Here is a 13,739-nt window from a genome sequence, read left to right as displayed (position 1 = left end):
TGCAGAAAAGGCATGAAGATGCGCAGGAACACCCGCCTGTGCCAGAACGGCACAGACCGGAACGACGCAGGCCGGGCGCGCGGCCCGGCGTGAGCACGCGGGATCAGCCCGCCGCGCGCTTGCTCAGGATCTCGAAGGCCGGCAGGGTCTTGCCTTCCAGCACTTCCAGGAAGGCGCCGCCGCCGGTGGAGATGTAGCCAACGTCCTTTTCGATGCCGTACTTGGCGATCGCGGCCAGCGTGTCGCCGCCGCCGGCGATCGAGAAGGCCTCGCTCTCGGCGATCGCGCGCGCCAGCGTCTCGGTGCCCTTGGCGAAGGCGTCGAACTCGAACACGCCGACCGGGCCGTTCCAGACGATGGTGCCGGCGGCCTTGAGCTGGGCGGCCAGGATCTCGGCGGTCTTGGGGCCGATGTCCAGGATCAGATCGTCGTCGGCGACGTCGGTCGCGGCCTTGACGGTCGCTTCGGCGTCGGCCGAGAAGGTCTTGGCGCAGACCACGTCGACGGGAATCGGCACGGCGGCGCCGCGTGCGGCCATCGCCTCGATCACGGCCTTGGCCTCGCCGACCAGATCCGGCTCGGCCAGCGACTTGCCGATCTTCAGGCCGGCGGCCAGCATGAAGGTGTTGGCGATGCCGCCGCCGACGATCAGGCCGTCGACGTTGGCAGACAGCGCCTTCAGGATCGTCAGCTTGGTCGAGACCTTGGAGCCGGCGACGATGGCCACCAGCGGGCGCTTCGGGTTGGCCAGGGCCTTGGAGATGGCGTCGATCTCGGCGGCCAGCAGCGGGCCGGCGCACGCCACCTTGGCGAACTGGGCGATGCCGTAGGTCGAGGCCTCGGCGCGGTGCGCGGTGCCGAAGGCGTCATGCACGAAGACGTCGCACAGCGCGGCCATCTTCTGCGCCAGCTCTTCCTTGTTCTTCTTCTCACCCTTGTTCAGGCGGCAGTTCTCGAGCATCACGACCTCGCCCGGGGCGACGTCCACGCCGTCGACCCAGTTCGAGACCAGCTTGACCTCGCGGCCGAGCAGCTCGCTCATGCGCGCGGCGACCGGGGCCAGCGTGTCTTCCGGCTTGAATTCACCTTCGGTCGGGCGGCCCAGGTGGCTGGTGACCATGACGGCGGCGCCGGCGTCGAGCGCCATCTTGACGCACGGCACCGAGGCGCGGATGCGGGTGTCTTCGGTGATGTTGCCGGCGTCATCCTGCGGCACGTTCAGGTCGGCGCGGATGAAGACGCGCTTGCCGGCGATCTGGCCGTCGGCGATCAGGTCCTGGAGGCGGAGAACTTTCATGGTGGGTCGCTGTTGCGGAGTTGATGAAACAGGGAAAGGAAGAGGACAAGCCGGGGCGGGGCGCGGCCGGGCTACCAGCCCAGCCCGATGCGCAGCGGCAGGAAGACCGCCATGCCGACGACGATGGTGCCGAGGATGCCGCGGCGGAAGAAGAACCAGGCCACCGCCACGCCCGCGCCGATCAGCCGGGCGTCGAGCGGCGTGGCGATCAGCGCGCCGTTCTTCATCAGCACCTCGGGCGCGATGATCGCCACCAGCGCGGCCAGCGGCGCGTACTTCAGCGCGCGCCGCGCCCACGGCGGCATCGGCAGCTCGCGGTCGGGCAGCATCAGGAAGCCGCGGGACAGCACGGTGACCAGGGCCAGTCCGATGATGGTGAGGAGGACTTCGAGGCTGGACATCGTGCAGGGTGCTCCGGACGCGATCTCAGGAAGGACGGCGCGCCGGGCGAACGGCACCGACCGGGCGACCGCCCCCGCCGCCGGGCATCTCCATCATCAGGCCGGCGGCCACCGCCGCGGCCACCGCGACGACGATGTGCAGCTTGTAGGGCAGCGCGAAGGCGGCCACCGCGGCTGCCGCGGCCACGCCGGCGCAGACCCAGGTCGCGCGGTCGACCAGCAGCGAGCAGGTCAGGCCGATCAGCGCCAGCGTGCCGGCGAATCCCAGCCCCCACTGCGACGGCACGCCGTCGGCCAGCACGATGCCCAGGATCGACGGGATCTGCCAGCCCAGCCACAGCAGCAGCGCGCCGCCGAGAAAATACGGAATCTGGCCCGGCTGCACCCCGGAATCGCCCCAGCGCCGCATGCACATCGCGTAGCTGATGTCGGCACCGAGATAGCCCAGCGACATGCGCTGCCAACGCGGCAGGTGGCCGAAGTGGAAGCGCCACTGCGCGCTGTAGATGACGAAGCGCAGGTTGACGACGAAGCCGGTCAGCAGCACCACCCAGATCGGCGCGCCGGCCGCGATCAGCGGCAGCGAGGCCAGCTGCGACGAACCGGCGTAGACCGTCAGCGACATCAGCAGCGCCAGCCAGGGATCGAGCCCGCTGCGCACCATCGCCACGCCGGTGACCAGGCCCCAGGCGGCCAGACCCGGCACCATCGGCGCCATGTCCCGCAGGCCATGCCGGAATTCCGGATGGCGACAGGTGGACAGCACGTGCCGCTTCAGCGCGGCCGCAAGGGAGCCGGGGGGGGACATCCCCCGATTGTCACATCGGGCGCCGGCAAACGGAGCAGATCCGGCGCACGGACCTCATGGATTCCGGCTCAATGCGTCGACTTGCCGTGGGCCTTGTCGTCGGCCCGGGCCTTGGGCTCGTCGATGATCTCCTCGTCCTCGGCCGGCTTGGCCTTCTTCTTCTTCGACGGCTCGACCGGGCGCGGCACGACCGGCGCGATGCCCTCGAGCTTGTTCTCGCGCATGTATTCGTCCATCTCGCGCCAGCCGGCGTAGACCGAAGCCTTCAGCGCCTTCGGATTGAGCACGTAGCAGTCCTCGATCGCGCGCATCGCGTGGCGGCAGGCGCTGCCGACGGCCTTGCCCTCGGCCTCGTTGCGGGCGGCGACGGCCTCGCCGGACTCGATGCCGAGCAGGTCGCAGCTGGCCAGCAGGGGCAGCGCGGCGAGCAGGGCGATGACGGAAAGTCTCGGCAGTCTCATGGCGGAGGGAGGGCAAGCGGAGGGCGGGGGCTGCCTCGCTTATCGTCTGTCGCCCGGAGCGACTTGAGCATCCCGGGCGGAGCGCCCCGTTTCAGCCCAGCCGCTCGCCAGGGCGGATGTCACAGCCGGCCAGCCATTCGCGCACCGGCTGGCGCCGCCCGCCCGGGCGCTGCACCCGCTCGATCTCCAGCGCGCCCTCGCCGCAGGCCACCCGCAGCAGGCCGGCGTCGCCGGGCAGCACCTCGCCGGGCGCGCCCTGCCCCTCGACCGGGCGCGCCTGCCAGACCTTGATCGTCTCGGCGCCGCGAATGAAGCTCGCGCCCGGGAAGGGATCGAAGGCGCGCACCCGGCGCGCGATCACCGCCGCCGGCAGCGTCCAGTCGATCGCCGCCTCCTTCTTGTCGATCTTGTGCGCGTAGCTCACGCCCTCCAGCGGCTGCGGCACCGGCTGCAGGCGCCCGGCCGCCGCATCGGCCAGGGCCGCGACGATCATGCGCCCGCCCAGCAGCGCCAGCCGGTCGTGCAGCAGCGCGGTGGTGTCGTCCGGGCCGATCGGCTCGCGCGCGACCGAGAGCATGTCGCCGGTGTCCAGGCCCTCGTCCATCTGCATGATGGTGATGCCGGTCTCGGCATCGCCGGCCTCGATCGCGCGGTGGATCGGCGCGGCGCCGCGCCAGCGCGGCAGGATCGAGCCGTGGATGTTCAGGCAGCCCAGGCGCGGCAGCTCCAGCACCCAGCGCGGCAGGATCAGGCCATAGGCGGCGACCACCAGCACGTCAAGGCGGGCTGCCAGCAGCGCCTCGCGCGCGGCCGCGGCCTCGTCGGGAAAGCGGCCGTCGAGCCTCAGGCTCGTCGGCTGCGCCACCGCGATGCCGTGCTCCAGCGCGAGCTGCTTGACCGGCGAGGGCTGCAGCTTCATGCCACGCCCGGCCGGGCGGTCGGGCTGGGTCAGCACCAGCGGCACGTCCAGACCCGCGGCCAGCATCGCCGCCAGCGCCTCGCGGGCGAACTCGGGCGTGCCGGCGAAGCCGACGCGCAGCGGCGCGGGGGAGACAGGCGTCGCGCTCATGCCTCGGCCTCGTCGTCGCGGCCGCGCTTGATCATCTTGGTGCGGATGCGGTTGCGCTTGAGCGGCGAGAGGTACTCGACGAAGACCCGGCCCATCAGGTGGTCCATCTCGTGCTGGATGCAGATCGCCAGCAGGCCGTCGGCCTCCAGGTCGAAGGAGCGGCCCTCGCGGTCGAGCGCGCGCACCGTGACGCGCTCGTGGCGCTCGACCTTGTCGTAGATCGTCGGCACCGACAGGCAGCCCTCGTCGCCGACGACGCGCTCCTCGCTGCGCGCGATCAGCTCCGGATTGATCAGCACCAGCTGCTCGGTGCGCTCCTCCGACACGTCGATGACGATCAGCCGCTCGTGCACGTCGACCTGGGTCGCGGCCAGGCCGATGCCGCGCGACTTGTACATGGTCTCGAACATGTCGTCGATCAGCGTGCGGATGCGCGCGTCGACGGCCGCCACCGGCTTGGCGACCTTGTTCAGGCGGGGATCGGGATAGCGGAGGATGGTCAGCAGGCTCATGGCGGATCGGTCGCGGCGCGACGGTGGATCAGGGCGCCGGAAGCGGCGGAAATGGCAAAACAGCCGATTTCGTTGCAGCCTCAGGGCTTCGGGGGCAGAATCGACGAGTCTGAATGAAGTGTTTCGCGCAGGCCTGCCGGGTCGGCGCACGGAGAAGAACTCCATGATCCTGTGCCACGGCGAGCACGCTCGAACCCGGCGCACGGTCGCCAGCCCCCTGAGGTTGCTGGCGGCGGTGACGCTGGGTCTGTCGCTCCAGGCGACTCACGCTGCCCCCGATTATCCGGTCACCGCCGCCCAGCGTGGCACCGCGCGTCAGGTGGCCGAGGCGGGCGTGCCCCTTTCCGAACTGGCGCCCAACGCGCCGGAGAGCCACACCGTGCGCCGCGGCGACACGCTGTGGGACATCTCGAAGCTCTTCCTGCGCAGCCCCTGGCGCTGGCCGGAGCTCTGGGGCATGAACCTCGAGCAGATCCGCAATCCGCACCTGATCTATCCCGGCCAGGAGCTGGTGCTGGTGCGCGAGGGCGGCCGCGCGCGGCTGCAGTTCGGCCGGGCCGGCGAGGGCACCGTGAAGCTCTCACCGCGGGTGCGCGCGGGCGACGTCGACAACGGCCCGGTCGCGTCGATCTCGCTGCACCTGATCGAGCCCTTCCTGAACGACGCGATCGTGCTCGAGGCCAACGAGCTGGAGAGCGCGCCGCGCATCGTCGCCGGCCGCGAAGGCCGGGTGCTGCTCGGCCGCGGCGACACGGCCTACGTGCGCGGCGAGATGCCGCCGCTGCGCAACTGGCGCGTCTTCCGCGAGGCACGCCCGCTGCTCGACCCCGACACGAAGGAGCTGCTCGGCCACGAGGCCGCCTTCGTCGGCTCGGCCGAGTACGTGCGCCCGGGCAGCGTGACCCCGAGCGCCGACGGCAAGAGCCAGGAGATCGTGCCCGGCACCGTGGTGCTGACGGCGCTGCGCCAGGAGGCCGGCGCCGGCGACCGCCTCGCCCAGGCGCCGACGCGCGACACCACCAACTTCATGCCGCACGCGCCGGCCGCACCGGTGGCCGGCCGCATCGTCTCGATCTACGGCGACGGCCTGTCGGCCGGGCAGAACCAGATCGTCGCGCTGAACCGCGGCCAGGCCGACGGCATCGAGCGCGGCCATGTTCTGGTGCTGCAGCGCGCCGGCGAGCGGGTGGCCGACCGCACCGATCCGCAGCGCGCGACGCTGCAGCTGCCCGACGAGCCGCACGGCCACCTGTTCGTGTTCCGCGTCTTCAACCGGGTCGCCTACGCGCTGATCCTCGACGCGCAGACCGCGGTGCGCCCGGGCGACCGCTTCACGCAGCCCTGAGCCGGGCCGGGAGCGCGACGATGCCGCTGGCCGGACACGCTCCCGACGAGATCGCCGCCTGGCTGCGGCTGCTGCAGACCCCGGGCTGCGGACGCCAGCGCGCACGCCAGCTGCTCGCGGCCTTCGGCTCGCCCGAGGGCGTGTTCGCCGCCTCGTCGGTGGCGCAGCGCCAGATCGTCGGCGAGGCGCTGGTGCAGGCGCTGCGCACGCCGCCCGACGGCCTCGACGCGCTGGTCGACGCCACGCTGGACTGGCTGGCGCGGCCCGACCACCATCTGCTGGTCCTCGGCGACGAAGGCTATCCGCGCGGCTGGATGCACATGCCCGACTCGCCGCTGCTGCTGCACCTGCACGGCGAGCCGCGCCGGCTGGATGACCGGGACGCGGTCGCGATCGTCGGCAGCCGCCATCCGACCGCCGGCGGCACGGCGCTGGCGCGCGAGTTCGCCGCCGGGCTGGGCCGCGAGGGCCTGGGCATCGTCTCCGGCCTGGCGCTGGGCATCGACGCCGCCGCCCACCTGGGCGCGCTGGACGCCGGCGCGCCGACGGTGGCGGTCATCGGCACCGGCATCGACCGCTGCTATCCGCGCCAGCACGAGGCGCTGGCCGCGCGCATCGTCGCCTCGGGCGGCCTGATCGTCAGCGAGCATGTGCTCGGCACCGGGCCGCTGGCGCCGCATTTCCCGCAGCGCAACCGGCTGATCGCCGGCCTGGCGCTGGGCACGCTGGTCGTGGAGGCCGCGCTGCAGTCGGGCTCGCTGATCACCGCGCGGCTGGCGCTCGAGAGCAACCGCGAGGTCTTCGCGATCCCGGGGCCGATACGCAGCCCGCAGTCGCGCGGCTGCCACCGGCTGATCCGCGACGGCGCACGGCTGGTCGAGTCGGTCGAGGACATCCTGGAGGACCTGCGCCCGCTGCGCCGCGCTCCTGCACCGCCCGCCGACACCCCCGCGGCGCACGGCGAAGCGCCCCGTTCGGACGCGCCGGAGTCGCAGGAGTCGCCCGACGACCCGATCCTTCAGGCGCTGGGCTGGAGTCCGGCCACGCTCGACGCGCTGCAGGCACGCACCGGCTGGCCGACGCCCGAGCTGCAGGCGCGCCTGCTCGAGCTGGAGCTGATGGAGGAGATCGTGCGGCTGCCCGGACAGATCTTCCAGCGCCAGAATCGTGCGTGACCCCGTGCACGGGGGCGATCGAACACGGGTTCTCCGGCTCACCATGCCCTCGGGTATAGTGAATCCATGTTCGACGTGCTCGTCTACCTCTACGAAAACTACTGGCGCCCGGATGCCTGTCCGGAGCATGACCAGCTGTCGCGCAAGCTGACCGCGGTCGGCTTCGAGAGCGACGAGATCGAGGACGCGCTGAGCTGGCTCGACGGCCTGACCAGCGTCGCGGAGACGCAGTCGCAGTCGCAGAGCCCGCTGTCGCTGCGGGTCTACACCCCGGCCGAGCAGGAGCGCCTCGGCACCGAGTCGATCGCCTTCCTGAGCTTCCTGGAATCGGCCGGCGTGCTGCCGGCCCCGATGCGCGAGATCGCCGTCGACCGCGCGATGGCCGCCCCCGGCGGCTCGCTGGCGCTCGAGGACCTGAAGATCATCGTGCTGATGGTCTTCTGGAGCATGGGCGAGGAGCCCGATGCGCTGATCCTCGACGAGCTCTTCGTCGACGACGAGGACCGGCTCATCCACTGAGCCCCGGCGCGACGCTGCGCTCAGTGCAGCAGCCGGCCCGGATCGGCGTCGAGCTTGTTCAGCGCGACGCGGGTCGCGCGCACCGTCAGCGACTCCTCCTCGAACGGCACCAGCAGGCCGGCCTGCAGGAAGGCCGCCAGGCGGTGCTTCTGGAACATCACGCCGCGGCCCTGCGCCGAGACGAAGAGGCTGAACTGCTTGCGGCTGCCCTGCCAGGCCAGCTGCACCGGCTCGATGCGGTCGCGGTAGTCGAGGCGGAACCAGCTGCCCACCGTCAGGTCGACCGCCCAGGCCAGCATCGCCGGCGTCGGCATCGAGCCGCCCTCGGCGACCACCTCCAGGTCCTGCGTCTCCTGGCCGGAGAGGTCGCGCACCATCGACTCGTCGATCTCGATGTTGCCGACGTCGGGCAGCATGTCCTCCAGCGCCTCGAGCTGCATCATCAGCTCGTCGAGGCGCTCGGTCGGGATGGTCGCGGTGCGGGCCGAGAAGGCCGCCTGCAGCGCATTGTTCAGCGACTGCACGTACTCGTCCTGGCGCGCGATCGGCACGCCGGCCGAGCCCATGCCCTCGCGCAGGCGCTTGAGCAGCGGCGGCAGCCGGCGGATCGCCTCGGCGCGCTCCTCGCGCGAGACCTTGGCGCTGGCCAGCCAGATCAGGTCGGAGGCGACCTTCGTCATCGCCTTGGTCTGCTCGCTGTTCGGGCTGGTCTTCACCGCGGTGGTCGCCAGCACGTCGGCCCAGACATGGAACAGGAACTCGCGCACGCTGTCGTGGACCGGCACCTTGTCGAGCATCTTGCGCATCTCGATGGTGTACTGGATCGCCATCGTCTCGCGCTGCTCGATCTGCTGCGCCAGCGACACGCCCTTGCTCGCGGCGACATGCTCGGTCTTGAAGTATTCCTCGACGAAGCGCTCGAACTCGGTCAGCACGGTCTGGAAGACGCGCCTGCCGGTGTCCGGATAGGCCTCGACGACCTGGACCACGCGCTTGATCTCGCGCTCCATCGGCTCGCTGACGCCGGCGGCGTCGACCTCGAAGCCCATCACGCAGCCGCCCATGCGGTCGATCAGCTTGCGCGCCGGATGGTCGATCGTCGCGAAGAAGTCCGGCTCGGCGATCGCCACCCGCAGCACCGGCATCTGCAGCCGGGCGAACCACACCCGCACCGCGGCCGGGATGCGCTCCTCGGTCAGCAGGCTCTGGAACATCAGCGCGACGATCTCGATCGTGGCGCGCTCGACCGGCGTCGTGGCCGCCTGCTTCAGCGCGGCCTTGCGGGTCTGCAGCTCCTGCAGCAGCCCCGGCGTCGACACCGGCTGCGACAGCACCGGCACGCCGTCGGCCCCCTGCGCGCCCTCCTCGAAGCGGCGCCGCACGGCGACCTCGGCATCGCTGATGGCCGCATTCAGCGCCGGCGAGGCCGGCGGATGCGGCTGGGCCACGGTCGGGCTGTAGAAGTCGGGCACCTGACGCGCGACCAGCCGGTTGAGCTGGCCCAGCACGGCCTCGGCGCGTTCGATGCTGTGCAGCAGCCCCGGCGAGCGCGTCACCTGCAGGCCGGGCGAATGCGTCATCACCCGGGTCTCGTCATGCACTCCGGCGTGCACCGGCAGCGCACCAGGCAGCCGGCCCGGCAGCTCGGCCATCACCGTGGGCTCGTACATCCGGCCGTGCCGGCTGTCGCGGCCGGCCGCGTGCGCATCGCCCGAGGCACCGCCGCTGCCCCCCGGCCCTCCGCCACCGGCCCCGCCAGCGCCAACGCCGCCGCTGCCCGCACCGCCACCGCCCGCACCGCTGCCCGCGCCGCCGCTGGCCCAGCCGCCACCCAGTGCGCCACGGCCCGAAGACCCGCCGGGCGTGGGAAAGCGCTCGGAGGGCAGAGGCATCATCACCGTCGGCGCCGCGCTGCCGGCGCCCACTCCGCCCGGCATGCCGCCGCCACCGCCACCCGTGCCGCCCCCGCCCACCTGGGCGGACATGCCGGACTGCGACAGCGGACCGTCGGAGCGGCCGCGCCGGATGTAGCTGCGCAGGTCGATCTCCGGGCAGACGCCCTGACCGACCAGCCAGCGGTTGGTCTCGTGATAGGCCTCGTGGATCAGCGCGGAGAACTCCTCGTGCAGCGGCTGCTGCAGCGCGCGCCAGGCCTCGATGCCCAGGCCGGCCGCGCGCCAGCTGTCGATGGCCGCTCGCGCCAGCGCATGCGGGCGCAGCACGTCCTGCGCGTCGAGCTCCTCGCGCCGCTCGAGCGCGGACATGCGGAAGCGCAGGTCGGAGAACTCCCAGACCGCCTCGTCGCCGACCGCCGCCATCGCCATCTGCGACACCAGGATCTCCTGGTCAACCGAGTCGTCGTCGACGATCGCCAGCTCGTCGAGCTTCGTGGCGCCCTTGCGGCTGCCGCCCAGGCCGGAGACCGCCTGGATCTGCCCGGCGAAGGCCCGGTTCCAGGCCGGCGCCAGCCGCGGCAGGTCGACCAGCAGGTCGCGGTACTGCGCGTGCAGGCCGGAGGGCGCGCGCGCCTGCTCGGCGACCAGATCGCGCAGCCGCTCGATCAGCGCATGCGCCACGCCCGGCATGGTCCTCGCCAGATGCTCGCAGTAGAGGCGGCGGGCCTGCGCGGCGAGAACCGAAGAGGGGGAGACGGTGGCCATGGGCTGCAGGCGGCGAAGCGATCTGAAAAAATAGTGTGTACTACTTTACACCAGCCTATACCACCGCCCCGGCATTCGGATCGTTCGGATCGTGATCCTTGCGGGCGCCGCTGACCAGGTCCTCGCGCTTGACGCCCAGCCACATCGCGATCGCCGCCGCGACGAAGACCGACGAGTAGATGCCGAACAGGATGCCGATCGTCAGCGCCACCGCGAAGTAGTGCAGCGTCGGGCCGCCGAACAGCAGCATCGACAGCACCATCATCTGCGTCGAGCCGTGCGTGATGACCGTGCGGCTCATCGTGGACGTGATCGCGTGGTCGATGACCTCGGGCGTGGTCATCTTGCGGTACTTGCGGAAGGCCTCGCGGATCCGGTCGAAGATGACCACCGACTCGTTGACCGAGTAGCCCAGCACCGCCAGCACCGCCGCCAGCACCGCCAGCGAGAACTCCCACTGGAAGAAGGCGAAGAAGCCCAGGATGATGATGACGTCGTGCAGGTTGGCGATGATCGCCGCGACCGCGAACTTCCATTCGAATCGCACCGCCAGGTAGAGCACGATGCCGGCGACGACGAAGCCCAGCGCCTTCAGGCCGTCCTCGGCCAGTTCCTTGCCGACCTGCGGGCCGACGAACTCGCTGCGGGTCAGCTTGAGCGGCTCGGTGGCGCTGCTGCCGCTGCCGACGCCGCAGATCTGGCGGCTGACGGTCTCGCCCTTGTCGGTGGTCACCTGCACCGGCTTGACCAGGCCGTTCTCGGCCGCGCACAGCTGGGCGAAGACCCGGCCGACGACCTCGTTCTGCTTGACGCCCTCGCGCAGCGGCAGGCGGATCAGCACGTCGCGCGAGGTGCCGAACTTCTGCACCTGGACCTCGCCGAAGTTCATCGCCTCGACGGTGGCGCGGACCCGGGCGATGTCGGCGCTCTGCGCGTACTCGGTCTCGATGACCGTGCCGCCGGTGAACTCGATCGACAGGTGCAGCCCGCGGGTGAACAGGAAGAACACCGCGGCGGCGAAGGTGACGAACGAGATGATGTTGAACACCAGCGCATGCCGCATGAACGGGATGTCGCGGCGGATGCGGAAGAATTCCATGGCGTGATTCCCTGGCTCAGGCCTTCGGCGGGGTGACGGCGGACGACGAGGACGCGGCCGCGGCGCCGCCCGGCTGGGCGGCCGGCTTCCAGACCTGGCCGATCGAGACGGACTGCAGCTTCTTCTTGCGGCCGTACCAGAGGTTGACCAGGCCGCGCGAGAAGAACACCGCCGAGAACATCGAGGTCATGATGCCCAGGCAGTGCACGACCGCGAAGCCGCGCACCGGACCGGAGCCGAAGGCCAGCAGCGCGACGCCGGCGATCAGCGTCGTCACGTTCGAGTCCAGGATGGTCGCGAAGGCGCGGTCGTAGCCCAGGTGGATGGCCATCTGCGGCGAGGTGCCGTTGCGCAGCTCCTCGCGCACGCGCTCGTTGATCAGCACGTTGGCGTCGATCGCCATGCCCAGCACCAGCGCGATGGCGGCGATGCCCGGCAGCGTCAGCGTGGCCTGCATCATCGACAGGATCGCCACCAGCAGCAGCAGGTTCACGCCCAGCGCCAGCGTCGAGAAGATGCCGAACAGCATGTAGTACGCGCTCATGAACACCGCGATGGCGATGAAGCCGTACAGCACGCTGTCGAAGCCCTTGGTGATGTTCTCGGCGCCCAGGCTGGGGCCGATCAGGCGCTCCTCGATGATCTCCATCGGTGCCGCGAGCGAGCCGGCACGCAGCAGCAGCGCGGTGTCGGCCGACTCCACCGGCGTCATCGAGCCGGAGATCTGCACCCGGCCGCCACCGATCTCCGAGCGGATCACCGGCGCGGTCACGACCTCGCCGCGGCCCTTCTCGAACAGCAGGATGGCCATGCGCTTGTTGATGTTCTCGCGGGTGACGTCGCGGAAGATCCGCGCGCCGCGCGCGTCGAGCGTCAGGTGCACGGCGGGCTGGTGGTTGTCGTCGAAGCCGGCCTGCGCGTCGGTCAGGTTCTCGCCGGTCAGCAGCACCTGGCGCTTGACGATGATCGGCACGCCGCCGCGCTCCAGATACTTCTCGGTGCCGAAGGGCACCGGGGCACCGCCGGTCAGCGCGGCCTGGGCCTCCGTGCTGTCGTCGACCAGGCGGACCTCCAGCGTCGCGGTGCGGCCGATGATGTCCTTGGCCTTGGCCACGTCCTGCACGCCGGGCAGCTGCACGACCACGCGGTCGGCGCCCTGCTGCTGGATCACCGGCTCGGCCACGCCGAGCTCGTTGATGCGGTTGTGCAGCGTGTTGATGTTCTGCGTCAGCGCCTGCTGCTGGATGTTGCGCACCGACTCGGGCTTGATGCGCCCGATCAGCTTCGGCTCGGCGGCGTCGCCGCCCTCGCTCCACAGCAGCTCGGGCTGCGCGCCCGTCAGCAGGTCGCGCGCCTTGTCCAGCGTCTCGCGGTCGCGCAGGCGCACCTCGATGGTGTCGCCGCTGCGCTGGATGCCGCCGTGGCGGATCGACTTGTCGCGCAGCAGCGTGCGCACGTCGCCCGACAGCGACTCGGCCTTCTTCGTCAGCGCCGCGGCCATGTCGACCTGCATCAGGAAATGCACGCCGCCGCGCAGGTCCAGACCCAGGTACATCGGCAGCGCGTGCAGGCCGGTCAGCCATTGCGGCGAGCGCGACACCAGGTTCAGCGCGACGATGTAGGACGGATCGGCCGCATCGGGATTGAGCGCGCGGATGATGGCGTCGCGCGCCTTCAGCTGGGTGTCGGTGTCGCCGAAGCGGGCGCGCACCGAGGTGCCCTCGAGCTGCACGAAGTCAGGCTTCAGGCCGGCGGCCTGCAGCGCCTGCTCGACGCGCGGCACCAGGCCGGCGTCGATCTTCAGCGTCGCCTTGCCGCTCGAGACCTGCACCGCCGGGGCCTCGCCGAAGAAGTTGGGCAGCGTGTAGAGCAGTCCCACCACCACCGCGATGGCCAGGATCAGGTACTTCCACCAGGGGTAGCGATTCATCGTGCGGCCCGGGAACGAGGAGAAACGGAAAGGACGAAGGGAGGAAGCGAGCGGGTGCTTACTTGACGCTGCCCTTGGGCAGCACCTGCACCACCGCGCTGCGCTGGCACTGGACCTCGACGCCGGAGGCGATCTCGATCGAGACGAAGGCGTCGGCGACCTTGGTGATGCGGCCGATCAGGCCGCCGGCGGTGACGACCTCGTCGCCCTTGCCGAGCGCGTCGATCATCGCCTTGTGCTCCTTCTGCTTCTTCATCTGCGGGCGGATCATGATGAAGTACAGCACCACGAACATCAGCACCAGCGGCAGCATCTGCATCAGCGACGAGCCGCCGGCGGCAGCGCCGCCAGCCGTCTGGGCGTAGGCATCGGAAATGAACAGCACGTTCGGGCTCCTGGAGAACGGTCAGAGAACGGGACAAAGCTCACGATTGTAGGGCCGCCCGGGAACCGCGCAGCCCGC

The 13,739-nt window shown here is 71.0% G+C and carries 13 protein-coding genes; 3 read left to right on the top strand and 10 right to left on the bottom strand.

Translation table 11 applies throughout. The annotated features are described in order from the left end of the window. Nucleotides 1–103 precede the first annotated feature (103 nt). From HNQ01_RS01370 to def, 6 genes are all read right to left on the bottom strand, one after another. Complete coding sequence (locus HNQ01_RS01370; protein WP_173803513.1) at nt 104–1,297, bottom strand: phosphoglycerate kinase; 1,194 nt, start codon at nt 1,295–1,297, stop codon at nt 104–106. A 71-nt stretch (nt 1,298–1,368) separates the two neighbouring features. Next, a complete protein-coding gene (locus HNQ01_RS01365) occupies nt 1,369–1,698 on the bottom strand; it encodes an AzlD domain-containing protein (RefSeq protein WP_173803512.1) in 330 nt (109 codons plus the stop codon). A 25-nt stretch (nt 1,699–1,723) separates the two neighbouring features. Then, nucleotides 1,724–2,464, bottom strand: a complete 741-nt coding sequence (locus HNQ01_RS01360; RefSeq protein ID WP_353621616.1) for an AzlC family ABC transporter permease — start codon at nt 2,462–2,464, stop codon at nt 1,724–1,726. 110 nt (nt 2,465–2,574) lie between these two features. Beyond that, nucleotides 2,575–2,967, bottom strand: a complete 393-nt coding sequence (locus tag HNQ01_RS01355) for a hypothetical protein (protein WP_173803510.1) — start codon at nt 2,965–2,967, stop codon at nt 2,575–2,577. Between the two features lie 91 nt (nt 2,968–3,058). Next, a complete protein-coding gene (fmt, locus tag HNQ01_RS01350) occupies nt 3,059–4,006 on the bottom strand; it encodes a methionyl-tRNA formyltransferase (protein ID WP_173803691.1) in 948 nt (315 codons plus the stop codon). A gap of 26 nt (nt 4,007–4,032) precedes the next feature. Beyond that, on the bottom strand, nt 4,033–4,548 hold the full coding sequence (gene def, locus HNQ01_RS01345) for a peptide deformylase (RefSeq protein WP_173803509.1): 516 nt from the start codon (nt 4,546–4,548) through the stop codon (nt 4,033–4,035). A gap of 163 nt (nt 4,549–4,711) precedes the next feature. Here def and HNQ01_RS01340 point away from each other — a divergent pair, with 163 nt between their 5' ends. The 3 genes from HNQ01_RS01340 to HNQ01_RS01330 all read left to right on the top strand — a co-directional run bounded on the left by HNQ01_RS01340 (nt 4,712) and on the right by HNQ01_RS01330 (nt 7,587). Continuing rightward, a complete protein-coding gene (locus HNQ01_RS01340; protein WP_173803508.1) occupies nt 4,712–5,893 on the top strand; it encodes a LysM peptidoglycan-binding domain-containing protein in 1,182 nt (393 codons plus the stop codon). 20 nt (nt 5,894–5,913) lie between these two features. Then, nucleotides 5,914–7,068, top strand: coding sequence for a DNA-processing protein DprA (dprA, locus tag HNQ01_RS01335; protein ID WP_173803507.1), 1,155 nt, complete (start codon nt 5,914–5,916; stop codon nt 7,066–7,068). 66 nt (nt 7,069–7,134) lie between these two features. Then, nucleotides 7,135–7,587 (top strand): Smg family protein, encoded by a 453-nt coding sequence (locus HNQ01_RS01330; RefSeq protein ID WP_173803506.1) that lies wholly within the window; start codon nt 7,135–7,137, stop codon nt 7,585–7,587. Nucleotides 7,588–7,607: 20 nt separating this feature from the next. On the opposite strand, the gene HNQ01_RS01325 is transcribed toward HNQ01_RS01330, so the two are convergent. The 4 genes from HNQ01_RS01325 to yajC are packed head-to-tail and all read right to left on the bottom strand — an operon-like array spanning nt 7,608 to nt 13,658. Beyond that, the gene (locus tag HNQ01_RS01325; protein ID WP_173803505.1) at nt 7,608–10,247 is read right to left on the bottom strand and encodes a DUF1631 family protein; all 2,640 of its coding nucleotides are present in this window, start codon (nt 10,245–10,247) and stop codon (nt 7,608–7,610) included. Nucleotides 10,248–10,302: 55 nt separating this feature from the next. Next, entirely contained in the window at nt 10,303–11,346 is a 1,044-nt protein-coding gene (gene secF / locus HNQ01_RS01320) for a protein translocase subunit SecF (RefSeq protein WP_173803504.1), read from the bottom strand. 16 nt (nt 11,347–11,362) lie between these two features. Further along, nucleotides 11,363–13,276 (bottom strand): protein translocase subunit SecD, encoded by a 1,914-nt coding sequence (gene secD, locus HNQ01_RS01315; protein WP_173803503.1) that lies wholly within the window; start codon nt 13,274–13,276, stop codon nt 11,363–11,365. A gap of 58 nt (nt 13,277–13,334) precedes the next feature. Further along, nucleotides 13,335–13,658, bottom strand: a complete 324-nt coding sequence (gene yajC / locus HNQ01_RS01310) for a preprotein translocase subunit YajC (RefSeq protein WP_173803690.1) — start codon at nt 13,656–13,658, stop codon at nt 13,335–13,337. Nucleotides 13,659–13,739 lie beyond the last annotated feature (81 nt).

Source organism: Sphaerotilus uruguayifluvii (genome assembly GCF_013294065.1).
Classification (GTDB): Bacteria; Pseudomonadota; Gammaproteobacteria; order Burkholderiales; family Burkholderiaceae_C; genus Sphaerotilus; species Sphaerotilus uruguayifluvii.
The sequence above is the reverse complement of the archived record's forward strand: the minus strand, read 5'-3'. Positions and strand labels throughout refer to the sequence as shown.

Excerpts from the sequence above, each read along its gene's own strand:
- dprA (WP_173803507.1), top strand. The coding sequence starts at position 5,914 with ATGCCGCTGGCCGGACACGCTCCCGACGAGATCGCCGCCTGGCTGCGG.
- HNQ01_RS01325 (WP_173803505.1), bottom strand. The coding sequence starts at position 10,247 with ATGGCCACCGTCTCCCCCTCTTCGGTTCTCGCCGCGCAGGCCCGCCGC.
- def (WP_173803509.1), bottom strand. The coding sequence starts at position 4,548 with ATGAGCCTGCTGACCATCCTCCGCTATCCCGATCCCCGCCTGAACAAG.
- HNQ01_RS01370 (WP_173803513.1), bottom strand. The coding sequence starts at position 1,297 with ATGAAAGTTCTCCGCCTCCAGGACCTGATCGCCGACGGCCAGATCGCC.
- secF (WP_173803504.1), bottom strand. The coding sequence starts at position 11,346 with ATGGAATTCTTCCGCATCCGCCGCGACATCCCGTTCATGCGGCATGCG.
- secD (WP_173803503.1), bottom strand. The coding sequence starts at position 13,276 with ATGAATCGCTACCCCTGGTGGAAGTACCTGATCCTGGCCATCGCGGTG.
- HNQ01_RS01340 (WP_173803508.1), top strand. The coding sequence starts at position 4,712 with ATGATCCTGTGCCACGGCGAGCACGCTCGAACCCGGCGCACGGTCGCC.
- HNQ01_RS01330 (WP_173803506.1), top strand. The coding sequence starts at position 7,135 with ATGTTCGACGTGCTCGTCTACCTCTACGAAAACTACTGGCGCCCGGAT.
- HNQ01_RS01365 (WP_173803512.1), bottom strand. The coding sequence starts at position 1,698 with ATGTCCAGCCTCGAAGTCCTCCTCACCATCATCGGACTGGCCCTGGTC.
- HNQ01_RS01355 (WP_173803510.1), bottom strand. The coding sequence starts at position 2,967 with ATGAGACTGCCGAGACTTTCCGTCATCGCCCTGCTCGCCGCGCTGCCC.